The 20,341-nt window shown below is 68.0% G+C and carries 28 protein-coding genes; 17 read left to right on the forward strand and 11 right to left on the reverse strand.

Translation table 11 applies throughout. The features are described from left to right. Nucleotides 1–14: 14 nt before the first annotated feature. On the reverse strand, nucleotides 15–1,151 hold the full coding sequence (locus tag OCL97_RS06175; protein ID WP_377368678.1) for a hypothetical protein: 1,137 nt from the start codon (nucleotides 1,149–1,151) through the stop codon (nucleotides 15–17). On the opposite strand from OCL97_RS06175, the gene OCL97_RS06180 reads away from it, so the two are divergent. Beyond that, a complete protein-coding gene (locus tag OCL97_RS06180) occupies nucleotides 1,089–1,220 on the forward strand; it encodes a helix-turn-helix domain-containing protein (RefSeq protein WP_377368674.1) in 132 nt (43 codons plus the stop codon). The two genes, OCL97_RS06175 and OCL97_RS06180, sit on opposite strands and share 63 nt — an antisense overlap. 373 nt (nucleotides 1,221–1,593) lie before the next feature. Here OCL97_RS06180 and OCL97_RS06185 read toward each other — a convergent pair whose 3' ends face one another. Continuing rightward, complete coding sequence (locus OCL97_RS06185; RefSeq protein ID WP_305338413.1) at nucleotides 1,594–2,430, reverse strand: WecB/TagA/CpsF family glycosyltransferase; 837 nt, start codon at nucleotides 2,428–2,430, stop codon at nucleotides 1,594–1,596. A 47-nt stretch (nucleotides 2,431–2,477) separates the two neighbouring features. Between OCL97_RS06185 and OCL97_RS06190 the strand changes: the two genes are divergently transcribed. The 4 genes from OCL97_RS06190 (at nucleotide 2,478) to OCL97_RS06205 (ending at nucleotide 7,652) form a co-directional block, all read left to right on the forward strand. Next, complete coding sequence (locus OCL97_RS06190) at nucleotides 2,478–3,275, forward strand: APH(3') family aminoglycoside O-phosphotransferase (protein WP_377368558.1); 798 nt, start codon at nucleotides 2,478–2,480, stop codon at nucleotides 3,273–3,275. Continuing rightward, nucleotides 3,275–4,732 carry a cryptochrome/photolyase family protein gene (locus tag OCL97_RS06195; RefSeq protein ID WP_377368560.1) on the forward strand — a complete coding sequence of 486 codons (1,458 nt, stop codon included), beginning with the start codon at nucleotides 3,275–3,277 and terminating at the stop codon, nucleotides 4,730–4,732. Before OCL97_RS06190 ends, OCL97_RS06195 begins: the two co-directional genes overlap by 1 nt. Nucleotides 4,733–4,811: 79 nt before the next feature. After that, nucleotides 4,812–6,137, forward strand: a complete 1,326-nt coding sequence (locus OCL97_RS06200; RefSeq protein WP_377368562.1) for a cation:proton antiporter — start codon at nucleotides 4,812–4,814, stop codon at nucleotides 6,135–6,137. Nucleotides 6,138–6,212: 75 nt separating this feature from the next. Then, a complete protein-coding gene (locus OCL97_RS06205) occupies nucleotides 6,213–7,652 on the forward strand; it encodes a hypothetical protein (protein ID WP_377368564.1) in 1,440 nt (479 codons plus the stop codon). Nucleotides 7,653–7,666: 14 nt separating this feature from the next. Here the strand turns inward: OCL97_RS06205 and OCL97_RS06210 are convergent, their stop codons facing one another. Further along, nucleotides 7,667–7,810 (reverse strand): hypothetical protein, encoded by a 144-nt coding sequence (locus tag OCL97_RS06210; protein WP_377368566.1) that lies wholly within the window; start codon nucleotides 7,808–7,810, stop codon nucleotides 7,667–7,669. A 352-nt stretch (nucleotides 7,811–8,162) separates the two neighbouring features. On the opposite strand from OCL97_RS06210, the gene OCL97_RS06215 reads away from it, so the two are divergent. Both OCL97_RS06215 and OCL97_RS06220 read left to right on the forward strand, forming a co-directional pair. Continuing rightward, nucleotides 8,163–8,666, forward strand: a complete 504-nt coding sequence (locus tag OCL97_RS06215; protein WP_377368568.1) for a GFA family protein — start codon at nucleotides 8,163–8,165, stop codon at nucleotides 8,664–8,666. Nucleotides 8,667–8,685: 19 nt separating this feature from the next. After that, complete coding sequence (locus OCL97_RS06220) at nucleotides 8,686–9,144, forward strand: Rrf2 family transcriptional regulator (RefSeq protein WP_377368570.1); 459 nt, start codon at nucleotides 8,686–8,688, stop codon at nucleotides 9,142–9,144. A gap of 110 nt (nucleotides 9,145–9,254) precedes the next feature. Here the strand turns inward: OCL97_RS06220 and OCL97_RS06225 are convergent, their stop codons facing one another. Further along, a complete protein-coding gene (locus tag OCL97_RS06225) occupies nucleotides 9,255–9,929 on the reverse strand; it encodes a NifU family protein (RefSeq protein WP_377368572.1) in 675 nt (224 codons plus the stop codon). A gap of 108 nt (nucleotides 9,930–10,037) precedes the next feature. On the opposite strand from OCL97_RS06225, the gene OCL97_RS06230 reads away from it, so the two are divergent. The 3 genes from OCL97_RS06230 to OCL97_RS06240 are packed head-to-tail and all read left to right on the forward strand — an operon-like array spanning nucleotide 10,038 to nucleotide 11,022. Continuing rightward, a complete protein-coding gene (locus tag OCL97_RS06230) occupies nucleotides 10,038–10,487 on the forward strand; it encodes a group III truncated hemoglobin (RefSeq protein WP_377368574.1) in 450 nt (149 codons plus the stop codon). Further along, entirely contained in the window at nucleotides 10,484–10,678 is a 195-nt protein-coding gene (locus OCL97_RS06235) for a hypothetical protein (RefSeq protein ID WP_377368579.1), read from the forward strand. The genes OCL97_RS06230 and OCL97_RS06235 overlap by 4 nt, the downstream gene beginning before the upstream one ends. Before the next feature lie 29 nt (nucleotides 10,679–10,707). After that, the gene (locus tag OCL97_RS06240; RefSeq protein WP_377368676.1) at nucleotides 10,708–11,022 is read left to right on the forward strand and encodes a 2Fe-2S iron-sulfur cluster-binding protein; all 315 of its coding nucleotides are present in this window, start codon (nucleotides 10,708–10,710) and stop codon (nucleotides 11,020–11,022) included. Nucleotides 11,023–11,025: 3 nt separating this feature from the next. On the opposite strand, the gene OCL97_RS06245 is transcribed toward OCL97_RS06240, so the two are convergent. Genes OCL97_RS06245 through OCL97_RS06255 form a run of 3 tightly spaced genes read right to left on the reverse strand, consistent with a single transcriptional unit; the run spans nucleotide 11,026 to nucleotide 13,379 of the window. Then, on the reverse strand, nucleotides 11,026–12,183 hold the full coding sequence (locus tag OCL97_RS06245) for a glutathionylspermidine synthase family protein (protein WP_377368581.1): 1,158 nt from the start codon (nucleotides 12,181–12,183) through the stop codon (nucleotides 11,026–11,028). Then, on the reverse strand, nucleotides 12,180–12,920 hold the full coding sequence (locus OCL97_RS06250) for a PspA/IM30 family protein (protein WP_377368583.1): 741 nt from the start codon (nucleotides 12,918–12,920) through the stop codon (nucleotides 12,180–12,182). The genes OCL97_RS06245 and OCL97_RS06250 overlap by 4 nt, the downstream gene beginning before the upstream one ends. Nucleotides 12,921–12,944: 24 nt before the next feature. After that, nucleotides 12,945–13,379 carry a YjfI family protein gene (locus OCL97_RS06255; protein ID WP_377368585.1) on the reverse strand — a complete coding sequence of 145 codons (435 nt, stop codon included), beginning with the start codon at nucleotides 13,377–13,379 and terminating at the stop codon, nucleotides 12,945–12,947. Nucleotides 13,380–13,513: 134 nt separating this feature from the next. Here OCL97_RS06255 and OCL97_RS06260 point away from each other — a divergent pair, with 134 nt between their 5' ends. From OCL97_RS06260 to OCL97_RS06270, 3 genes are read left to right on the forward strand one after another with little or no spacing between them, the layout of a single operon-like run. Then, on the forward strand, nucleotides 13,514–14,152 hold the full coding sequence (locus tag OCL97_RS06260) for a DUF2491 family protein (RefSeq protein ID WP_377368587.1): 639 nt from the start codon (nucleotides 13,514–13,516) through the stop codon (nucleotides 14,150–14,152). 18 nt (nucleotides 14,153–14,170) lie between these two features. Further along, nucleotides 14,171–14,584, forward strand: a complete 414-nt coding sequence (locus OCL97_RS06265; protein WP_377368589.1) for a DUF350 domain-containing protein — start codon at nucleotides 14,171–14,173, stop codon at nucleotides 14,582–14,584. A gap of 7 nt (nucleotides 14,585–14,591) precedes the next feature. Beyond that, complete coding sequence (locus tag OCL97_RS06270) at nucleotides 14,592–15,209, forward strand: DUF1190 domain-containing protein (RefSeq protein WP_377368591.1); 618 nt, start codon at nucleotides 14,592–14,594, stop codon at nucleotides 15,207–15,209. Between the two features lie 64 nt (nucleotides 15,210–15,273). Here the strand turns inward: OCL97_RS06270 and OCL97_RS06275 are convergent, their stop codons facing one another. Genes OCL97_RS06275 through OCL97_RS06290 form a run of 4 tightly spaced genes read right to left on the reverse strand, consistent with a single transcriptional unit; the run spans nucleotide 15,274 to nucleotide 17,762 of the window. Next, nucleotides 15,274–15,684 carry a type II toxin-antitoxin system VapC family toxin gene (locus tag OCL97_RS06275; protein ID WP_305339074.1) on the reverse strand — a complete coding sequence of 137 codons (411 nt, stop codon included), beginning with the start codon at nucleotides 15,682–15,684 and terminating at the stop codon, nucleotides 15,274–15,276. Next, complete coding sequence (locus OCL97_RS06280) at nucleotides 15,684–15,935, reverse strand: type II toxin-antitoxin system Phd/YefM family antitoxin (RefSeq protein WP_377368593.1); 252 nt, start codon at nucleotides 15,933–15,935, stop codon at nucleotides 15,684–15,686. The genes OCL97_RS06275 and OCL97_RS06280 overlap by 1 nt, the downstream gene beginning before the upstream one ends. A gap of 54 nt (nucleotides 15,936–15,989) precedes the next feature. Next, nucleotides 15,990–16,808, reverse strand: coding sequence for a transglutaminase-like domain-containing protein (locus OCL97_RS06285; protein ID WP_377368595.1), 819 nt, complete (start codon nucleotides 16,806–16,808; stop codon nucleotides 15,990–15,992). Between the two features lie 18 nt (nucleotides 16,809–16,826). After that, nucleotides 16,827–17,762 carry a transglutaminase family protein gene (locus tag OCL97_RS06290; RefSeq protein ID WP_377368597.1) on the reverse strand — a complete coding sequence of 312 codons (936 nt, stop codon included), beginning with the start codon at nucleotides 17,760–17,762 and terminating at the stop codon, nucleotides 16,827–16,829. A 44-nt stretch (nucleotides 17,763–17,806) separates the two neighbouring features. On the opposite strand from OCL97_RS06290, the gene OCL97_RS06295 reads away from it, so the two are divergent. The 4 genes from OCL97_RS06295 to OCL97_RS06310 all read left to right on the forward strand — a co-directional run bounded on the left by OCL97_RS06295 (nucleotide 17,807) and on the right by OCL97_RS06310 (nucleotide 20,236). After that, nucleotides 17,807–18,547, forward strand: coding sequence for an N-formylglutamate amidohydrolase (locus OCL97_RS06295; protein WP_377368599.1), 741 nt, complete (start codon nucleotides 17,807–17,809; stop codon nucleotides 18,545–18,547). A gap of 170 nt (nucleotides 18,548–18,717) precedes the next feature. Then, nucleotides 18,718–19,407, forward strand: coding sequence for an alternative oxidase (locus OCL97_RS06300; RefSeq protein WP_304782363.1), 690 nt, complete (start codon nucleotides 18,718–18,720; stop codon nucleotides 19,405–19,407). Nucleotides 19,408–19,445: 38 nt separating this feature from the next. After that, a complete protein-coding gene (locus OCL97_RS06305; RefSeq protein ID WP_377368601.1) occupies nucleotides 19,446–19,814 on the forward strand; it encodes a response regulator transcription factor in 369 nt (122 codons plus the stop codon). Then, nucleotides 19,811–20,236, forward strand: a complete 426-nt coding sequence (locus tag OCL97_RS06310) for a group III truncated hemoglobin (protein ID WP_377368603.1) — start codon at nucleotides 19,811–19,813, stop codon at nucleotides 20,234–20,236. The genes OCL97_RS06305 and OCL97_RS06310 overlap by 4 nt, the downstream gene beginning before the upstream one ends. Nucleotides 20,237–20,341: the final 105 nt, after the last annotated feature.

The following is a 20,341-nucleotide window of genomic DNA, read 5'->3' on the forward strand; positions in this document are numbered from 1 at the left end:
TGAATACCGCGACTCTATGCGCCGAGGGCGATGGCGCCTTCGCGTAGGTCGCGGCAAAGTCGGTCGAGGTCGGCGACCTCGGCCGGCGATGGGTCGCGGCCTTCGAACCTGAAGCGGCGATGCTCCAGGAAGAGCATGATCCAGAGATCTGAGACCGTACCGATCCAACGGCCGTCCAATGCCCGCCGCTTGCGCATCGACTCCATATGGCTGCGTGCCTCGGGCGGCCCCTCGACTCCAAGCAACCTGTACCCGTCGATCAAATGAGCGAATTCAGCTGACGTGTCCCACCTCAGGTCGTCTGGGATCGAGCTGAAGTCGCCCTTGGCGGCTTGATCCAGCCACCACGCAGAATGTGCTGCGTCGCCGCCCCCACGGCGCTCCGCCAGATGAGCGCGCAGGATCTCAAGTGCGACACGCGGGGCCGTCGCCCCAAATAGCCGCTGCACCAGCCGCTCCATGGTCTCGACCCGCTCGAAACGGCCCTTTGAGACCTCACGAAGGTCCTGGCGCAGGGTCTTGATCCCCTGGGTGTTGGCCTTGGAGTGGCGTGCGATCTTGTCGCCGAGGGGCGGAAGTGGTGCGCCGGGGGCGCCGCCGAACCAGTAGAAGGGGCCAATCTCCAAGGTCTGGGGATTGGCCACCATCCACACCACACACCCGCTCGCCTTCCGCCCGAGACCGAGGTTGATATTGACGGAGGACCGCGCCCCTCCCCGCATCATGCCTTTGAGCTGGATGTGGCGAATGACCTCCCGGGCGTCGACGACCAGATCGTAGCCCTCACTGTCGAACTCAGAGCGCAGAACCTCGAATGAGCATCCGACCTGGAGCAGCAGGATCTTGGAGAGCTCCACCAGGAAGATGTGCTCGAGCGTCTTCTCCAAAAGGACCGAGTGCTTGGGACTCGAGAGGTCAAACATGACCCTTGGTTCGCTCTGGCCAGCCATCAAGTCCAGAGAAATGAGACTCATCGTCCGTAGAACGATCGTCATCATCGGCGCGCGATGGCGAGCATGGATGTCCGCCGGCGCCTCGCTGAGAATATGAAGCGCATGAGGCGTGAGCGCGGGTGGTCGCAGGAGCAGCTGGCGCACGAGGCGGGGCTCGATCGCACCTATGTCAGCGGGATGGAGCGCCAGATCCGCCATCCAACGATCACGAGTGTCGAGAAGGTCGCGACGGCCTTGGGCGTAACGTTCGGCCAGCTTCTCGACTGAGGCTGTCGCCGCGTCGATAGCGGCGAGCGGTCCTGTTCCAGATCGTTTCAGGCCCTGTTTCTGTGGGGAACAGGGCCTGTTTAATGGGTGGTTTCACCCCCAACCCACCGTGCCGAAACGCCGGAATGCTAAAACAAAGCGGGGTGATAGCGCACCATTGCGAGACCGCCGGGCTCAGGAATTTAGTAAGAACAGGCAGATCAGGCGCCGCCGCCGTAATCAGGTTGTCACGACGGGAGGGCCGCATCCGGTTCGGATGCATTAGTCGTCTAATTTTAAGTCTGGCGCGTCTACCAGTTCCGCCATGTCCCCGCGCGGTGCGCCCGGGGGACGGTAGGGCATCGGACCCGGTGAGGCCATAGGCGGCCGGGACCTAGGCGGAGGTGGTGATCCGGAGCGGCGCGCGGCGCCGGGCGATGGCGGCGGCGATGTCCTTGAAGGCCAGGGGCAGCAGGGCCCAGGGTTCCAGGCAGTAGCGCGCGAACATCCGACGCGGCTCCTGGGCCAGGCGGAAGGCCCAGACCAGGCCGGCGTCGCTCATCCAGGGCGGCGGCGCGACCTGGACGTCGGCCTCATAGTCGAAGGCGGCCCCTACCGGCATGATCACGCAGTCGGGCAGGGCCTCGAGATTGGCTTCGATCCACAGCTCCTGGCGCGGCATGCCCATGCCGACGAACAGGATGTCGGGCTTGAAGGCGGCGATCTGCGCCAGGGCCTCTGTATTGCCAGCGGAGCCGGGCGTGGCGTCGAAATAGCCGTCGCGGCCGCCGATCACCGCGCCCGGATACTTGGCCATCAGCCGCTCCGAGGCGGTCTCCACCACCCCCGGCGCGCCCCCGATGTAGAAGACCCGGTAGCCCTTGGCCGCCACCATGCTCCAGAACAAGGGGCGGAAGTCGACATAGCTGCAGCGGTGGAAGGTGCGGCTGGGCATCCCCAGCAGGCGGGCGAAGAAGATCACCGGGGTGGAGTCCATCTCGATGATGTCGGCCTTGGCGAAGAAGCTGGCCAGCTCGGGGCGCGTCTTCAGCAGGTAGAGGCTATGGCTGTTGTGGTTGGCGATGATCGCCTTGCGGCCCGCGGCGATGAACCGCCCGATGTGATGCATCACCTCCTGCGGCCGCATCAGGTCGATGTCGCCCCCCAGGATGCGAATGCGTTCCGTCGTCCGGCGGGCGGTGCGGAATGGGGCAGGCTGGGCGCCGTCCATGGCGTAAGGCTTCCGTCAGTGGCGTTCAGAGGCGAGAGACTAGGGCGGTGGCGCTTAACAAAGGGCTGAGGGTGCGGATCGAACGGGTGCTGGCGGCGGCGGGGCTGACGGGCGGCGAGGCGCCGGACCTTGTCGGCCACGGCCAGTCAGGCGACCTGGTGGCCCGCTGCGGCGGCGCTTTCGTCAAGATCACGCAACGGTCCCAGAGCTGGAACGCGCGGGCGCTCGAGCGCGAAGCCGAAGTCCTGCGCTGGCTGGCCGGAAGGGCGCCCGTCCCCAAGGCCCTGTGGTTTGGCCAGGTCGACGATGATCTGGCCCTGTTCATGGAGGCCGCGCCGGGAACCGCGGTCTCCCACGTCGGGAAGCCTGAGGCCGAGGCCGCGCTGGCGGCCACCATTCGAACCCTGGCCGCCCTGCACGCCACGCCCATCGCCGACTGCCCTTTCGACCTGCGGCTTTCGATCAAGCTGGCGGAGGCCCAGGCCCGCGTGGCCGACGGCGCGGTCGACGAAAGCGACTTCGACGCCGAACGGCTGGGCCTGAGCGCGCAGCAGGCCTGGGACCGGCTCACCGCCATGATTCCCGTCACGGAGGACCCCGTCCTGACCCATGGCGACGCCAGCCTGCCCAACTTCGTCTGGAACGGCGGGGCGCAGGTCACCCTCATCGATCTCGGCCGCTTCGGGATCGCCGACCGCTATCAGGACCTTTCACTGTTCCTGCGCTCGGCCGAGCGCAACCATCCGCAGGTCGACGCCGTACATCTGCTGGCGCGCCACTATCCCCTGGCCGATCTGGACCAGGCGCGCCTCGACTTCTACCGGTTCCTCGACGAGTTCTTCTGATGTCCCCACCGATCATCGTCTGGTTCCGCCGCGACCTGCGCCTGGCCGACAACCCGGCTCTGGAGGCCGCGGTGCGCGCCGGCGGGCCGGTCATCCCGATCTATGTGCTGGACGAAACCCCGGGCCTGCGGGCGCCGGGCGCAGCCTCGCTCTGGTGGCTGGACAAGTCCCTGGCCTCGCTGTCGGCGGATCTCGAGGCCGCCGGATCGCGGCTGGTCCTGCGCCGTGGCGTGGCCGCCGACATCGTCCTGCAGCTTGCCCGGGAGACCGACGCCGCCGAGGTGCTCTGGAACGCCGTCTTCGATCCCGGCCATGGCGAGCGCGACAAGGTCCTGGCCGAGGCCCTGAAGCGCGAGGGCGCAGAGCCCCACCGCTTCAACGGCGGCCATCTGGTCAACCTCGATGACGTGAAAACCAAGGCGGGCGGCGACTTCAGCGTCTTCACCCCCTTCTGGCGTACGGCCCGCCAGGCGGTCATCGACGGCGGGTCGATCCCGGCGCCCTCGGCCCTGGCCACCCCCGCCGCCTGGCCCGCGTCCGATGCGCTGTCGGACTGGCGCCTGCACCCCACCGCGCCGGACTGGTCCGGCGGCTTCAGCGATTGGCGGCCCGGAGAGGCCGGCGCCCACGACGCCCTTGAGGTCTTCACCGCCCAGGCCCTGAGGAGCTATTCCACCGGGCGCGACCGGCCGGCCGTCAACGGCACCTCGCGCCTCTCCCCCCATCTGCACTTTGGCGAGATCAGTCCCAAGGCCTGCTGGCGCGCCGCCCAGGCCGCCGCCCATCACGGCCAGGCCAGCGACGGCGAGGCCGAGAAATTCCTGGCCGAGCTGGGCTGGCGAGAGTTCAACGCCGCCATCGCCCGCGGCCCCGATCTCGCCAAGACCAACTTCGACCGCAAGTTCGACGCCTTCCCCTGGCGCGACGATCCTCAAGGCCTGGAGGCGTGGAAGCGTGGCGTCACCGGTTACCCCATCGTCGACGCCGGCATGCGCCAGCTCTGGACCACCGGCTGGATGCACAACCGCGTCCGCATGATCACGGCCTCCTTCCTCACCAAGCACCTGCTGATTGACTGGCGGTTGGGAGAGCAGTGGTTCTGGGACACCCTGGTGGACGCCGATCACGCCTCCAACGCGGGCAACTGGCAGTGGGTGGCGGGGTCGGGCGCCGACGCGTCGCCCTATTTCCGCATCTTCAACCCCATGCTCCAGAGCGAGAAGTTCGATCCGCCCGGCGACTACATCCGCCGCTGGGTTCCCGAACTCGCCCGGCTGCAGGCCAAGGTGATTCACGCGCCGTGGACCGCGGCCGCCCCGGTGCTGGCCGGGTCCGGCGTGCGGCTGGGCCACGACTACCCCCGGCCCATCGTCGACCACGCCCTCGCCCGCCAGCGGGCCCTGGACGCCTATGCCGTGATACGGACCGCGCCAGGGGCTACGCCCGACGAGGACTGAGAAGCCGCTCTCAAGCTTCTCGCGGCGGGTTATCCACCCAGCTGTTGCAACAGACCTTGCCCAGGCGGGTTAGGGCTGGATGCCAGACTTTGGGCCCAGCCTCTACATCGTCACTCTCACGGGCCTGGGCCTGCTGATCGCGCTTGTCGCGTGGCTTCCCCTGGCGTTGAAGCGCCTGCCGCTGTCGCTGCCGATCATTTGCATCGCCTTGGGAGCCGGCCTGTTCAGCCTGCCGCAGGTCGGCCTGCGCCCCCTGCCCTTCAGCTATCCGGAGATCACCGAGCGGTTCACCGAATTCGTGGTGATCATCGCCCTGATGGGTGCGGGTCTGAAGATCGATCGGGTCTTCCACGTCCGCCGCTGGGCCGTGACCTGGCGGCTCCTGGCCATCACCATGCCGCTCTCCATCGCCGCCATCGCCCTGCTTGGCGTCTGGGCCGGCCTGCCCTGGCTGGTCGCCCTGCTGCTCGGCGCAAGTCTCGCCCCCACCGACCCCGTGCTGGCCGCCGACGTCCAGGTAGGACCGCCGAAGACGGGCGAGGAGGACGAGGTTCGGTTTGGGCTGACGTCAGAAGCGGGCCTCAATGACGGCCTGGCCTTCCCCTTCGTCCACCTGGCCATCGTGCTGGCGCTGTCCAGCCAGACCGGCGAGCCCTGGCTGGCCGACTGGCTGAGCTACAACCTCGCCTGGAAGCTCGCCGCCGGGGTGTTGGGCGGCTGGGTCATCGGCCGGCTGTTCGGTTGGCTGACCTTCCGCGTCCCGTCGGAGAGCAAGCTCGCCAGCACCGGCGACGGCCTGATCGCCATCGCCGCCACCTTCGTGTCCTACGGGGCGACGGAGATGCTGCACGGCTACGGTTTCCTGGCGGTGTTCGTGACCGCCCTGACCTTGCGCCACTCCCACAGGCAGCACGAATTCCACCGGGAAATGCACGACGTCACCGAACAGGTTGAGCGCCTGGCGATGATGGTGCTGCTGCTGCTGTTTGGCGGCGCGCTGGTGAGCGGACTTCTCCGGCCCCTGACCCTGGTCGATGTGGGGCTCGCCACGGCAGTGCTGCTCGTGGTTCGGCCAGCCGCCGGCCTGATCGGCATGATCGGCCTGAAGGCTGATCGGGGCGAAAAGCTCACCCTGGCCTTCTTCGGCATCCGTGGGGTCGGTTCGATCTACTATGTGGCCTACGCGCTCAACCACGCCGCCTTCCCGGAGGCCGAGCGGCTGTGGGCCATCGTGGGCCTGATCATCCTGTTGTCGATCCTGATCCACGGCCTGACCGTCACGCCCATCATGCGCAAGCTCGACCGCAGCCAAGGCCGCGACCCGGACGCGCCCGAGCGTCCTGATGAGGAGCCCCCACCCGTCCTGGCCGATGCGCCCCCTGAAGGCCAGACCCGCGAAGCCTGACGTTGGCGTACCAGGTTCTGGCGCACGATCGAGCTCCTGGCTATCGTGGCCGAGTATCTGTTGGGGGACAGAGTCATGAGAAAAGCAGGCGAACGCCTGTCGGGGCGCCAAGGGACGTTCGTCCTGGGTCTGGCCGCCTTCAGCATCATGGCGACGTCGGCCGACGCCGCCGCCAAGCGCCGGCGTCCCCCCGCCAAGCCAACTCCCGCGCCGGCGGCGCCCATCGATCCCCATGCCACTGAGCGCGCGCAGATCGCCGCCTGGCGTGACCGGCTGTTGTCCTCGACCTTTGTTCCGGAACGCACCCTGGCCATCCTCGGCGACGGGACCATGCCGAGGTTCGGGCAGAAGGCCTGCGACAAGGAGGCCGCCCCCGCCACGGTCGCGCTGGAGATCAAGCCCAAGGCCGGGAAAGGGCGCCCCGGCGAAGACCACAGGATGATCGGCTACCGGGGCGACAGCGGCGCCTGGTGCATGGCCGCGGGCGTCGGGGTCATAACCTTCGCCGATGGGTCGCGCTGGCTGGGCCAGGTGTCAACGGTGGGCGACGGCGGCGTTGGCCGCAACTTCCTGCCGCGCCCCGACGGGCTGGGGGAGATGATCGCCCAGGATGGCTCCCGATCGCCCCAGAAGGTGGCCGCGCGCGCGGACATCCCGTGGGGCTTTGATGTGCGCGAAGCCCTGCCTCCGCCCCCGGCGGGAGCCGTACCCATCTCCCTGGCCGCCACGCCCCCAGCGCCGAAAGCCGTCGCCAAGCCTCCGGAAAAACCCGTCGAGAAGGCTCCGCCGAAGCCCGTCGTGAAGGTCGCGGCGAAGGCCCCGCCCGCTCCGGCTCCGGCTCCACCCACAGCAGCGAAGTCGCCCATGGGTCTGCTGGCGGGTTTTGGCGCCGCAAAGCCCGCCGCGCCGTCGGCTGCCGGCCAAGCCAAGCCGGCGAAGGCCGGCGTCTTCGCCCTGGTGGGAGGCGCCCCCTCGCGCGCCGCCGCGCCAAGTCCAGTCACCCCGGTGAAGCTGACCGCCGCCCCGCCTCCGGTCAGGGTTTCGCCGTCCCTGGCGGCCGCCAAGGCCGGCCCGGCGCTGGCGCGCCAGGCCTTTGAAGTCGTCGACGGGACCACCGGCCTCTACATGTCCCCCTTCACCTCCGACGGCGTCACCTCGGCCTGGATCACCAAGTCCATGCAGGTGAAGGCAACGGGGCAGATCGGCTCGATGGCTGGCAACTATCTTGGTCAGAAGGCGATGGAGCAGGTGCCCTTCGTCGGCGGCTTCCTGGGCAAGAAGGCGGGCGCGGCGGTCGGGCGCCAGGTGGCGCTAAGCGCCATTGGCGGCGAAGAGTTCCTGCGCTCATCGACTGACCTCTCCTTCAACAGCGCCGAGGCCCTGGTGGGCTGGACCCTGGCCAACCACGGCGCGCGCGAAGACATCGGTCAGGTCATGCAGGCGGTGATCGCCATCTATCCGGATGTCCAGACACCCTATCTGGTGGCGGCCCAGCAGATGAAGAAGAAGCCCTGAGATCGGGCCGTGGGCTAAGCTCGCGCTTCGACCCGGGACCTGGCGCCGGCGAACCCAGCGAGGGCGCAGAGGGTCAGGACCGCGAAGAGAACGAGGCCAAACAATATCTGTCCGGCCGGGTGCAGCCAGTAGAGCAAGGCCATGAGGACTGTGGTCATCACATTCGCCGCCAGCGCGAGGACCCGGCCAAGTCCAGTTGGCTCTCGCAGGGCCAGCAGGTTGAGCAGGCCTACGGCGAACACCCCCACGCCTGTGCCCGCGAACCAGAGCGCCGGGACAGTCAAGTCTGCATAGAGACGAGTTGTCATATAGATGTGACCAACTGCAAGCAGAAGCGCCGCCCAGGTTCCAATCCAATGCATTCGCGCGAACACGGCGCCCTCCCTCTACCTTGGCCATCCACCTGACCGCGTCTCACTGACTGGTCGCAGCCATGGATTGTCTTGGACACGACTTGCGCAACGGCGCAATGACGGCGTGTTAAGCGCCTCCTGAGATTGAAAGACGCAAATGGCTCCCAATCCCACCAAAGACACCCGTCTCGCCTGTGAATGCGGCGCCGTGGAATTCAGGGTGTCTGGGTCCCCGATTCTCGGGGCCGCGTGTCATTGCGGAGATTGCACCGCGGCGGCTGCGCAGTTTGAAGCCCTTGGGGGAGCCCAGTCCCTGCGCGACAGCGAAGGCGGCACGCCGTGCATCCTGTTTCGCAAGGATCAGGTCACCTGCCTGAAGGGCCACGACCATCTGCGCGACCATCGGCTTGACCCCCAATCGTTGACGCGGCGGGTCGTCGCCACCTGCTGTGCAAGCCCGATGTTCCTGGACTACGAGAAGGGGCACTGGTTCTCGGTGTACCGCGCCCGCCTGGGGCCGGACGCGCCGCAGCTTCAGATGCGTATACAGACCGGCGAGATGTCACGGCCCGCGGGGCCCTTGCCGAGCTACACGGGCTATCCGCCCAGATTCGTGCTCAAGCTGATGGCCGCCCGTCTCGCCATGATGATGGGCCGGTGAACGCGAGCGCCCTTCGTCCATGCGACTGACCGTCTATACCGACTTCTCGCTGCGGGTGCTGATGTACGTGGCCCTGCATCGCGACCGCCTGCCCACCATCGCCGAGATCGCCGCCAGCTACGGCATCTCCAGGAACCACCTCATGAAGGTGGTCTATGAGCTCGGCCTGGCCGGCTACATCGAGACGGTGCGGGGCAAGAACGGCGGCCTGCGCCTGGCCCGCGAGCCCGAGACGATCATCCTGGGGGAGGTGGTGCGCCGCACCGAGCCCGACATGGCCCTGGTCCCCTGCTTCGATCCGGTCAATGGCGCCTGCGTCATCACCCCGGCCTGCAAGCTCCGCCGCGCCCTGCACGAGGCGCGCGCCGCCTTCCTGCAGGTCCTGGACGGCTACAGCCTGGCCGACCTGGTGGAGAACCAGGGCGCCCTGCAGGCCCTGTTGGCCCGGGGCCCGCCCACCGAGATCTCCGACCCCTAGAGCATGTCAGGCGCAAGTGGGCGCCGGTTCGACGCCCGAAAATGCTCTAGATTCAAGAAGATAGACCCTTTTGATCCGATCCGGTTGATTCAACCTGATCCGGAAACGGTCTAGACGCGTTCGGGCGCGATCGGCCGGCCCTGGTGGCTGAAGGCCGTGCGGGCTGGCGGTCCCGGTCGGCCGTCGAGGCGCGCGGCCCAGGCCTTCAGGCGCTCGCCCACCGAGACGGTCGCCGACGGCTCGGCCTCGACCTCCTCCACCCCGGCCACCTCGGGCACGTAATACTGGACGATCCGCTGCACCCCGCCCTTCAGGGTCAGGCGCGCCGACGGGCAACCGCCGCAGGCGCCGCGCATGTGGATCCAGAGCACGCCGGCCTGGGAGTCAAAGCGATCGAACTCGATATCTCCGCCGTCGCGCGCCACGCCGGGCCGCACATGCCGGTCCAGCACGCCGCGGATCTCCGCCTCCAGATCGGTGTCGCCGGAGGTCTCGGACGCGCCGGCCGGCGCGGCGCCCCGTGGCGGGGCGCGGACCTCCCGTTCCAGGACGACGCTCAGGGCGGCGACGACCTCCGGGCCCAGCCGGGCCCAGGGCCGACCCTGGACCCGGGTTACAGTCACGAAGCCTGGCGCGACAAAGACCCCGCCGACCCCCGGGAGCGCCAAGAGCGCGACGGTCAGGACGCTTTCCAGCGCCTGGAGCCCCTCCCCGCCCCCGGCGTCCGCCGAGGGTGAGAACTTCATGGCGTCCGGATTGGGCGTCGGTTCGGTGGTGATGAACACGGTCGCTCCTGCCCGCAGGCGCGCGCGGCCGATCCGCGCGGAGGCCTAGCCAGCCTTAAACCAATATTGTAGATACATGTTCCAATCGCAACCTAAACAGATCCCCCCATGAGCTCCCCGTCCATTTCCGCGTCCCCTCCCCGCCACGGCCCCGGCGTGGCCGTGGGCGTCACCGAGGCGATGATCGGCGACCTGGTCCACGGCTTCTACGCCACGGTCCGGACCGACCCCACCCTGGGCCCGATCTTCAACCGGATCATCGGCGACGAGTGGGACGCCCACCTGGCCAAGCTCTGCGATTTCTGGTCCTCGGTGATGCTGATGACCGGCCGCTTCAGGGGCTCGCCCATGGTCGCCCACAGCAAGATCCCCGAGATCGCGCCGGCCCACTTTGTCCGCTGGCTGCACCTGTTCCGCCAGAGCGCCGAACGGCTGTGTCCGCCGCAGGCCGCGGCCGTGTTCGTCGCCAAGTCGGAGATGATCGCCCAGAGCCTGCAGTACGGGATCGCGGCTGCCCGCGGCGAGCTTCCACCCCTTACCGGCACGACCGGATCATGACGCCCCGCCCCCGCTCCATGGAAGGACTGACCTTGCTCCATTTCCTGATGCTGCCCGCCAACGCCGTCTGCGACGCGCTCGGCGTCGTCGACGAGCACGAGCGCGGCATGATCCGCATGCTCGTCAACATGCTGCTCTGGACCACCCTGGGCGCCGTGGTCTTCATGGTGGCCTGGGTGCTGGTGGTCTGATCCCCTCGACCGCTCACGGCGTCACCTTCATCACCCACCAGGGCGAGGCCTATCGCCTCCCCCTGCGTCCGGGATGGACGCTGATGAACCTGGCGCGGCTGGGCAAGGTCCCCGGCATCGACGGGGTCTGCGGCGGCAATTGCTGCTGCGTCACCTGCCATGTCCATGTCGACCCGGCCTGGCGCGCCCATGCGGGCGAGCCGTCGGCCATGGAGGAGTCCATGCTGGACTTCGCCAGCGAGGTCGATGCCGGCTCGCGCCTGGCCTGCCAGATCAGGATCACCGAGGACCTGGCCGGCCTCGTGGTCCGCCTGCCGGAGCAGCAGTTGGTCCTGGGCCTCTGAGCCTCAGGCTTCGATGATGTGCGGGACGAACCGGGCCAGGTTCTTGGTGATCACGCTGTCGTCCTCCCGCACGCCCACCCCAGCCGGCTCGGCGCCGACGATCCAGGCCCCCACCACCGGCCGCTTGCCGTCGAAGTCCGGCGGCGGGTGATAGGCCTGCAGGATCGCCCCCTCGGCGCCATAGCCCTGGTCCAGCACTGGCTCGTCACCGCCGACGACCTCGACATTGGCGCCCTCGCGCGAGAACAGCGGCTTGCGCACGTACCGGGGTCCAAGCGCGCTCGCGCCGGCGTCCCCCTCGAAATAGGCCTCCAGCAGATTGGGATGGCCCGGGTGGCGTTCCCAGAGCAGGGGCAGGATCCCCTTGTTGGACAGGATCGCCTTCCACGGCGGCTCCAGCCAGCTGACCTTGGCGGTGGCCAGGTAGGCGGCGTAGGGCTCCCGCAGCATATGCTCCCAGGGATAGAGCTTGAAGGCCGCCTGCAGCAGCAGCCCCTCGCGGTCGGCGAACTGTCCCTCGGCGTTCACCCCGATATCGGTCATGGCCACGAACTTCGGATCGAGCCCGGCCTGGCTGGCCAGGTCCTCGAAGAACCTTACCGTCTGACGATCCTCGATGGCCTCGGCGTCGCTCGCGAAGTGGACGAACCCGCCGGTGGGAAACAGGGTCGCGAACCGGTCGCGCAGGGCTTCGAACAGGCTGTTGAACTGGTCGGTGCCGGGCGCCAGGGCGCCGGAGGCCAGCAGCTCCTCGAGCCAGAGCCACTGGAAGGTCGCCGCCTCGAACACACTGGTGGGGGTGTCGGCGTTGTACTCATAGAGCTTGGGCTTGGCGGTTCCGTCATAGCCGAAGTCGAAGCGGCCATAGAGGGACGGCTCCTTGGCGCGCCACGAGCCGGCGATGAAGTCCCGATGCTCCGCCGGGATCGCCAGGCGTCCCATCAGTTCGTCGCTTCGCGAGGCCTCGTCCACCAGGTCGAGGCACAGCTCATGCAGTTCGGCGGCCGCCGGCTCCAGATCCTCCTCGACCTCCGCCAGGGTGAAGGCGTAGGCCGCGCTTTCGTCCCAATAGGCCCGGCCGTCGGTGTGGTGGTAGACGAACCCCACCGCGTCGGCCTTTTCCCGCCAGTCGGGGCGGGGCTCCAGCGTCAGGCGTCTCACCCTTGGTCGTCACCGGTCTTGGCGGCGCTCTTCTGCTCGATCTGCAGGACGGGCGCCGGAGCCGACAGGCGCGCCAGGATATCGTCGGCCGAGGACTGGCCAGGACCGATGCCGGCCAGCCGCAGCTTTTCGTCCAGGTCCGCGCCGGTGCGCATGTCTTCCAGTTCGCCGGCGGCCTTGATCCGCTCGCCGCGCACGGCCTGGCGTTCCTTGATCCGGGCCAGGCTGTCGGCCGCCGACCCCAGGGACGATCCGGCGCCGGCCCCGCGGGCGGCCACCGAGGCCTGGGCGCGCTGTACCGACTCGTTGACTTTCACCACCTCCACCTCCCGGCGCAGGGTCTCGATCCGGCGGTCGGTGGCGGCGATGGCGGTGTGCAGCTGCTCCTCGGCGGCGCGCATGTCGGCGATCTGCGGCTCCTTCACAGACACCTGCTGCTCCAGGTCGGCGATCCGCTGGGCCACCTGGCGGGCCAGGTCCATGTCGCCCTTGCCCACGGCGGCGCGGGCCGAACTCTCGTACTTGATGGCCTGCTCACGGAAGCTGGCCACCTCCTTCTCCAGGATGCGCCGGCGGGCCACCAGGCCAGCCATGTCGTCGCGGGCCTTACCCTGGGCGGTGTCGGCGTCGCGGATCTCCTGATCCAGGATCTTGATGGCGTTGGCGTCGACGACGCCGGCCGCGGCGTCGTGCGCGCCCGCGCGGCCCAGGGTGAACAGCTTGCGCCAGATGGTCATGGGAGAGGCTCCGGAGGCTCGGGTTTAGGCGGCGGGGGCGAAGGAGGTGCGCAGGTCGGAGGCCGCCTCGAGGGCGTTCTCAGCCAGCATGCGCAGCTCGACGAGGATGTCCTCCAGGGAGGAGCTCGTGGCCAGCTCGCCGAACAGTTCATAGAAGTCGCGGTCGGCCACGGTGGTGATGCCGAAGTTCGACAGGGGCACCAGCTTCTGGGCCTTCAGCAGGAATTCGTTGAAGGCGTGGCGGTCTTCCTGTTCGTCCACCGGCCACAGCAGCACCGAGGCGGCGATCTGCTGGTCGCTGACGCTGACGAAGATTTCCAGGTCGCCGGCGTCGGGCATGGTCACCAGCAGCACCGGGTCGGCGCCCTCCACCACGCGAGCGGCGAGGGCCTCCCCCTCCCCGCTTGCCGCCTCCAGGGCGGTCTTCAGGGAGCGAACAGTCCAGGCGGTCTGCGTCATCAGGCGATCCTTCGGTGGTGACAGGTTCATACAAGATGGGTGGCCGGGCGCCAGCCGTCGAGAGCCACCTTCACCCTTTTGCGCGCAAGCACGCCGTCCTAGATAGGAGATCGGTCTTACCTCGGGTTCAGGTCATGTTCAGTAAGCTCTTCGGTCGCAAAGAGGCCGCCCCCGTCTCGGCCCTGCCAGAGATCCGCAACGTGACGCTGGGCCGGACGCTGTGGGTCGACCCCCTGGCCTGGCGTCGTCTGGGCTCGGAGCGCCGCTTCCCCCTGGACCAGGACACCCTGGAGATCACCGCCCAGGGGCTGGTGGACCTGAAGGAGGGCGGGTTCGTCCACCGGTTCTACACCGACGACCACGCCATGTTCCAGGCGGTCTCCGACGACCGCGAGGGCCAGAGGGTCACCGACATCACCATCTTCGTGCCTTGGGAAAGCACCTATCCGGGCGGTCGAGCCGACCGGGACGCCTGGGCCCAGCGGCTGCGGGCGCGGACCTTCACGAGCGCCGGCCTGCCAGACTACACCCGCTTCTGGTTCGGCGAGGAGGCCGAGAGCCAGGATCCGGTGACCTTCTGGGAAGACCTGCACGACGACCGGGATGGGGTTCCCGATCGCCGGATTTTCCAGACCTGCATGCTGTTTTCGCGAGAATTGCCGGGCGACGCGCGCGAGCTTCTGCTAGCCATTGAGCAGGAGACCGAAGACGGCGAGGTGTCGTTCGAGGTCATGCTCGGCGTGCCTCTCGAGGTCGGCGAGTTCAAGGCCTGACGCTGGAGATTTGCTGAGATGTTCGACCTCTACGGCTTCACCGCCAGCGCCCTTGCCTTCCTGGTGGCCTTCGTCGCCGCCGGACTGTTCACCGTTATCTTCAAGGTCCTCTACCAGTGGGCGACGCCCTATAATGAGGCCAAGCTGATCCGGGAGGGCAACACCGCCGCGGCCCTCGCCCTGGGCGGCGCCCTGCTCGGCTACGTCATTCCCCTCGCCTCGGCCCTGTCCCACACCATTAGCCTGATCGAATTCTGTGCCTGGGCGGCCCTGGCCGGCGTCATCCAGATCGCCGCCTTCACCCTGATCCGGATGATCGTGATGAAGGATGTCACCGCCCGCATCGAGCGCGGCGAGATGGCCGCCGGCGTCTATCTGGCCAGCATCTCCCTGGCGGTGGGCATGCTCAACGCCGCCTGCATGACCTCCTGAATCGCCCATGTCCGATCCCCGCCCCCGCAAGCGCTCCGGCGCCGTCACCCTCACCAGCCTGATGGCCGGCTCGGCCATCTCGATCTCCGCCTGCGACAGCGCGCCGCCTGCCACCCAGTGGGGCGATCCCCCCGCGGCAAGCTCGGGCCGCACCGTGGAGGCCTCCAGCTTCACCTCGCTGGCCGACTGCACCGCGTCCGGCAGCTTCACCGCCGAGCAGTGCTCCACCGCCCTGGCCCAGGCCCAGAAGGACAGCGCCGAGAACGCGCCCAAGTTCGGGGACCAGAAGAGTTGCGAGGAACGCTACGGCGTCGACCAGTGCGTGCCCCGCTCCAGCCAGGGCGGCGGCAGCTTCTTCACCCCCCTGCTCACCGGCTTCATTATCGGCCAGGCCATGAACAACCTCGGCGGCTATCGCGGCGCGCCGATGTATCGCGACCGCGACGGCGGCTTCACGGGCGGTTCGGGCTATCCTGTGTCACGCGACTACCTCACCGGACGCACGCGGGTGAATTCCGACAGCTTCGACGCTCCCCGGGCCAACGCCCCCACCCGCGTCCAGAGCCGCAGCTCCATCATCTCCCGCGGCGGATTCGGCGGCGGGTCCCGGTCCTACGGCGGCTAGTCCGAAAGGATTGAGTGCAGCCGGCTAGCGTGCTTCGGGCCTTGGAGCGTGAGCTTGCGCCCGGTCAGCTCCAGGGGTTGAGCAGCGTCACCCCCATCGGGACAAAGTCGACCTGATTGCGGGTCACCACCGTCATGCCGTGAACGAGGGCCGTGGCGCCGATCAGAGCATCACGCTCTGATCGCGGATCAGGCACATGAAGGCGCGCGCAACGCAGCGCCACCGCGGCGTCCACCGGCAGCACCCTGTCCGCAAAGGTCGGCATAACCTGGCTGTCGATCCAAGCCCGCAGTACGGCGCCCTGGGCGGCGTCCCGACGCGCAATGCGCAGAGCGCCCATCTCGATCTCCAGCAAGGTGATCGCCGAGAGGAAGAGAAGCGATGTCGGGGTCTCCTGCGCCCAGGCCAGGAGGCCCGGGTCGGCGCGCTCGCGCCGCCGCAGCTCGGAGACAACATTGGTGTCCAGGAGAAACATCAGTCTAGGTCGGCGGGTCGAAGTCCCAGATCGCTCACCCGGGGGGCGTCGAAATCGAAGTCCGTGGTCTGGGCGAGGGCCTCGGCGAGGCTCAGCGTGCGGCCGGCGAGTACTTCATAGTCCTCGATTGTCAGCAGCACATGGGCAGGCCGCCCCCGATCGGTGATGAAGACCGGACCACGGCGCGCGGCCTTTTTCGCACCACTGGCGTCCTGGTTGAACTCCCGGCTGGAGAGGGTCGTGATCGCCATGCTCCACTCCTATTGTAGATACGTATCTACAATAGGATTCCCACGCCCGCTCGGTCAAGCCTGAGCCACGTCCGGCAGGTCATAGCTCACGACCTTGAAGCTGCTGAGGATCGCGGTCCCGAAGGTGTTGGCGATGGCCACGTCGGTGGCGTCACGGCCCCGCGCGATCAGCACCCGGCCGATGCGGGGCATGTTGTTGCGGGCGTCGAAGGCGTGCCACTGCCCGCCCAGGTAGACCTCAAACCAGGCGCTGAAGTCCATTTCGCCCACGATGGGCACGCCGATGTCGCCCAGATAGCCCGTGCAGTATCGCGCCGGGATGTTCATGCAGCGGCAGAAAGCGACCGCCAGATGGGCATAGTCGCGGCAGACACCGCGGCCTTCGCAATAGGCCTCGAAGGCGGTCATGGTCGGCCGGGCGTGCTCGTAGCCGAACTTGATGTGGTTGTGCACCCAGTCGACGATGGCCTGGACGCGGGGCCAGCCCGGCTCGGTGTGCTGGAACATCGACCAGGCGATGTTGCTCAGCCGGTCGGTCTCGCAATAGCGGCTGCCCAGCAGGAAGATCAGCACCTCGTCCGGCAGGTCCTCCACCCGGGCCTGGGGGGCGTGGGGGGAGATCACGTCAGGCTGGCCGTCGTCGGCGATGATGAAGTCGGCCGACAGGGTCAGGCGGCCCGCGGGCGCCAGGACCCGGCTGCAGATATTGCCCCATCCGTCCAGGTACTGGCGCACGTCCAGCATCGGGTCGGTGCGCAGCCAGTCGGGGGTTTCCAGGTCGTGCCGCCGCGTCGGGTGGACGCTCAGCATCAGCAGCATCGGAACCGGCGCCGGGCAGTCGTAGATGATCTCAAAGCCCGTCTGAATGCGCATCAGTCCCCTGGGTCGTCGTTAGCCTTCCGCGCCAATGGCTCGGAACGGCATAGGTTGCACATCGAGCTCTCCTTCGTCGCGGACATCAACCTCGACCTCCATGCCGAGATAGTCCGCGGCCTGACCTGACCAGCTTCCGTGCAGCGGCACCGCCTGGCGGGGATCGCGGGCTATCGCGACGCGCACCAGATCGGCGTTGCCGACGATGCCGTTGGTGGGATCGAACTCCACCCAGCCACAGGCTGGCAGGTAGACCCGCACCCAGGCGTGGGTGTGCCCGGCGCTGGCGCGGCTGAGGCCCGCGCCCACCATGGGACTGTAGATGTAGCCGGAGACGAACCGGGCCGCGAGACCGAGGCTGCGGGCCGCCTCCATCATCAGGATGGCGTAGTCGCGGCAGGTCCCGCTGTGGAGGGTCAGGGTTTCAAGGGGGTCCTGAATGCCGCGCGCCAGGCGGGAATTGTACTTGAACTCCGCATAGATGGCCTGAGTCATGTCGCTGAGCAGGGTCTGCAGGCTGGTCTTCCCCACCGGCTTCACAAACCGCCGGGCCCAGGCGTCGATCAGGCCCTCGGGGTCGGGATAGTGCCGCTGCATGGACTGCTCGAGATCGGGCAGGTCCTCAGGGCTGTAGTCGAAGGGCATGGCCCCGGTATAGACCTCCACCTCCCCCTCGACGTCGGCGAAGGCCGGGAGGGGCGTGTGGTCCAGGCGAACCCGGCTGTCAAAGATCAGTTCCTCTGTGCGGCCGGTGAAGCCCGCAATGCTGACGCAGTTGCCGAACACGTCGTGCACCGAACGCATGCGTTCCGGTGTGGGCGTGATGGTCAGGTCGCAGGACAGGATGCGCTGGTCATAGCTCTCGCGCGGCCGCAGCATCATGCGGTGCTCGCCCAGCGCCACCGGAGTGCGGTAGCGGTAGCGGGTGACGTGGCGGATCGAAAGGATCGGCATTGGGTGAGCGTGAGGCCGATTTGTCGCCAAGTTCTAAACGAATCTTGCACCGCGACGATCCGTCCCCGGTGCATGTCACCAATCCGGGCGGGGCCTGCCCGCTGCTGCTCATCGGCGACCATGCCGGGCGGGCGATCCCGAAGGGTCTGGGCGGCCTCGGCCTGACAGCCGCCGACATGGACACCCACATCGCCTGGGACATCGGGATCGGCGGCCTGGGGGACCGGCTCGCCGAGCGCCTGGAGTCCTGCTTCATCCGCCAGACCTATTCGCGCCTGGTGATCGACTGCAACCGGCGGCCCGGGGCGCCGGCCGCCATGCCCGAGGTCAGCGACGGGGTGACCATCCCCGGCAATCTCGGCCTGGACGCCCAGACCATGGCCGGGCGGCGGGCGGAGATCTACCAGCCCTATCAGGACGCCATCGCCGCCGAGCTGGACCGCCGGGCGGACCGGCCAACGATCCTGGTCTCCCTGCACAGCTTCACCCCGGTCATGCAGGGCCACGTGCGGCCCTGGCGCATGGGAGTCCTGCACCGCGACGACTCCGCCTTCTCGAGCCGGGTGCTGGCCCTCCTTCAGCGGGAGCTGGGCGACGCCGCCGGCGACAACGCACCCTATCGCATGGACGAGACCGACAACACGGTCCCCCTGCACGCCGACCCTCGCGGCCTGGACTATCTGGAGCTGGAGGTGCGCCAGGACCTTATCGCGGAGCCTTCCGGCCAGGCGGCGATGGCGGAGGTCCTCGAGCGGATCCTGACCGAGGCGCTCAGGCCTGGTTGATGGTGTTGCCCTTGACCTGGGCGCGGCCGTCGGCGGCCAGGCCGGTGCGGTCCCGGTCAGGATCAGGCCTCCCAAAACCCCACCTCCGGAGAACTGCGTAGGGGAAAGCCCCGAATGTCGCCGTCTCCCCCCCTTGGGTACACCCCGCTGGCAAGCCCAAGGAGTTTCCCATGACCGCGCCGCTTGTCGATCTCTCGATCCACCACACCCCCAAGGGTGTCTCTGACCGGGTGGCGTTCGGCTTCACCAAGCTGCTGCGTTTCTGCGCCGACACCTTCTTCGCCAAGCGCTACGGCCACCGGGCCATCGTGCTGGAAACCGTGGCCGCCGTGCCCGGCATGGTCGGCGCCACCCTGAACCACCTGAAGTGCCTGCGCCGCATGTGCGACGACAACGGCTGGATCAAGACCCTGATGGACGAGGCCGAGAACGAGCGGATGCACCTGATGACCTTCATCGAGGTGGCCAAGCCGACGGCCTTCGAGCGCTTCGTCGTGGTGGCCGTGCAGTGGGTCTTCTACCTCTGCTTCTTCGGCCTCTACCTGGTGTCGGCCAAGACCGCGCACCGCGTCGTCGGCTATTTCGAGGAAGAGGCGGTGATCAGCTACACCCACTACCTGGCCGAGATCGACGAGGGCCGGTCGCCCAACGTGGCCGCCCCCGAGCTCGCCAAGCGCTACTGGGGTCTGGCCGATGATGCGACCCTGCGCGATGTCGTCGAAGTGGTGAGGGCCGACGAGGCCCACCACCGTGACGTCAACCACGGCTTCGCCAACCAACTGGCCAACCTGCCGCAAGGCGCCGTGGCGCCCTGCCCGCCGCACATCGAGTTGCAGCCGACCTGGAAAACCGCTGCGTAACGAGGCCTTCGGTGATCCCTTCTCCTCAAGAGGGCACGGTGTTCATCGTCGATCACGACGAGGCGGTGCGCGCCGCGCTGAAATTCTCGCTGGAAATCGACGGCCACACCGTCGAGGTCCACGAGAACGGCGAGGCCCTCTTCCAACGGGCCGAGAGCCCCATGACCGGGTGCCTGGTCCTTGAGCACGCGCTGCCGGGTATGAACGGGCTGCAACTCGTCCAGGAACTCAGGCGGCGGCATGTCGATCTGCCGGCCATCCTCGTCACCACCCAACCCTCGAGGGACGTCCGCACCGAGGCCGCCGCCGCCGGGGTTCCGATCGTGGAGAAACCGCTCTTGACCGACACCCTGCTCGTGACCGTCGAGGAGGCCCTGGCTCTTCACGCCAACGGACCGGCCTCATGACCCCTCGCGGGGGACCGGGCGCGGCGGCCGGCGTCACCGAGCCGATGATCGCCGACCTGGTGCACGCCTTCTACGCCAAGGCCCGCCTGGATCCGGAGCTCGGCCCCATCTTCAACCGCGTCATCGGCGACGGATGGGACGAGCACCTCGCCAAGCTGTGCGACTTCTGGTCATCGGTGCTGCTGGCGACCGGACGTTTCAAGGGCTCGCCGATGCAGGCCCATGTCCGCATTCCCGACCTGGATCGCCGCCACTTCACGCGGTGGCTGACCCTCTTTTCCGAGACCGCGCAGGAGGTGTGCCCTGCGGCGGCGGCGGACCTGTTCATGGCCAAGGCCGCGATGATCGCCGAGAGCCTGCAACTGGGCATGGCCACCTCCCGCGGCGAACTCCCCGAACTCCTCCGGACTCCAAGCTCATGAAGCTGCTGCAAATCCGGATCACCTCCGCATTCGCGTAACGGCGTGACGCCACGCTTGAACGCTCATTCAAGCTGTGCTTGAGTGAGCGTTCAACTGGGACGCCCG

Origin of the sequence: Phenylobacterium ferrooxidans, from assembly GCF_042714595.1 — a bacterium.
Taxonomy (GTDB): domain Bacteria; phylum Pseudomonadota; class Alphaproteobacteria; order Caulobacterales; family Caulobacteraceae; genus Phenylobacterium; species Phenylobacterium ferrooxidans.

Excerpts from the sequence above, each read along its gene's own strand:
- OCL97_RS06175 (WP_377368678.1), bottom strand. The coding sequence starts at position 1,151 with ATGGCGGATCTGGCGCTCCATCCCGCTGACATAGGTGCGATCGAGCCC.
- OCL97_RS06185 (WP_305338413.1), bottom strand. The coding sequence starts at position 2,430 with ATGGACGGCGCCCAGCCTGCCCCATTCCGCACCGCCCGCCGGACGACG.
- OCL97_RS06195 (WP_377368560.1), top strand. The coding sequence starts at position 3,275 with ATGTCCCCACCGATCATCGTCTGGTTCCGCCGCGACCTGCGCCTGGCC.
- OCL97_RS06200 (WP_377368562.1), top strand. The coding sequence starts at position 4,812 with ATGCCAGACTTTGGGCCCAGCCTCTACATCGTCACTCTCACGGGCCTG.
- OCL97_RS06205 (WP_377368564.1), top strand. The coding sequence starts at position 6,213 with ATGAGAAAAGCAGGCGAACGCCTGTCGGGGCGCCAAGGGACGTTCGTC.
- OCL97_RS06210 (WP_377368566.1), bottom strand. The coding sequence starts at position 7,810 with ATGACCACAGTCCTCATGGCCTTGCTCTACTGGCTGCACCCGGCCGGA.
- OCL97_RS06215 (WP_377368568.1), top strand. The coding sequence starts at position 8,163 with ATGGCTCCCAATCCCACCAAAGACACCCGTCTCGCCTGTGAATGCGGC.
- OCL97_RS06220 (WP_377368570.1), top strand. The coding sequence starts at position 8,686 with ATGCGACTGACCGTCTATACCGACTTCTCGCTGCGGGTGCTGATGTAC.
- OCL97_RS06230 (WP_377368574.1), top strand. The coding sequence starts at position 10,038 with ATGAGCTCCCCGTCCATTTCCGCGTCCCCTCCCCGCCACGGCCCCGGC.
- OCL97_RS06235 (WP_377368579.1), top strand. The coding sequence starts at position 10,484 with ATGACGCCCCGCCCCCGCTCCATGGAAGGACTGACCTTGCTCCATTTC.
- OCL97_RS06250 (WP_377368583.1), bottom strand. The coding sequence starts at position 12,920 with ATGACCATCTGGCGCAAGCTGTTCACCCTGGGCCGCGCGGGCGCGCAC.
- OCL97_RS06255 (WP_377368585.1), bottom strand. The coding sequence starts at position 13,379 with ATGACGCAGACCGCCTGGACTGTTCGCTCCCTGAAGACCGCCCTGGAG.
- OCL97_RS06260 (WP_377368587.1), top strand. The coding sequence starts at position 13,514 with ATGTTCAGTAAGCTCTTCGGTCGCAAAGAGGCCGCCCCCGTCTCGGCC.
- OCL97_RS06265 (WP_377368589.1), top strand. The coding sequence starts at position 14,171 with ATGTTCGACCTCTACGGCTTCACCGCCAGCGCCCTTGCCTTCCTGGTG.
- OCL97_RS06270 (WP_377368591.1), top strand. The coding sequence starts at position 14,592 with ATGTCCGATCCCCGCCCCCGCAAGCGCTCCGGCGCCGTCACCCTCACC.
- OCL97_RS06275 (WP_305339074.1), bottom strand. The coding sequence starts at position 15,684 with ATGTTTCTCCTGGACACCAATGTTGTCTCCGAGCTGCGGCGGCGCGAG.
- OCL97_RS06280 (WP_377368593.1), bottom strand. The coding sequence starts at position 15,935 with ATGGCGATCACGACCCTCTCCAGCCGGGAGTTCAACCAGGACGCCAGT.
- OCL97_RS06285 (WP_377368595.1), bottom strand. The coding sequence starts at position 16,808 with ATGCGCATTCAGACGGGCTTTGAGATCATCTACGACTGCCCGGCGCCG.
- OCL97_RS06290 (WP_377368597.1), bottom strand. The coding sequence starts at position 17,762 with ATGCCGATCCTTTCGATCCGCCACGTCACCCGCTACCGCTACCGCACT.
- OCL97_RS06300 (WP_304782363.1), top strand. The coding sequence starts at position 18,718 with ATGACCGCGCCGCTTGTCGATCTCTCGATCCACCACACCCCCAAGGGT.
- OCL97_RS06310 (WP_377368603.1), top strand. The coding sequence starts at position 19,811 with ATGACCCCTCGCGGGGGACCGGGCGCGGCGGCCGGCGTCACCGAGCCG.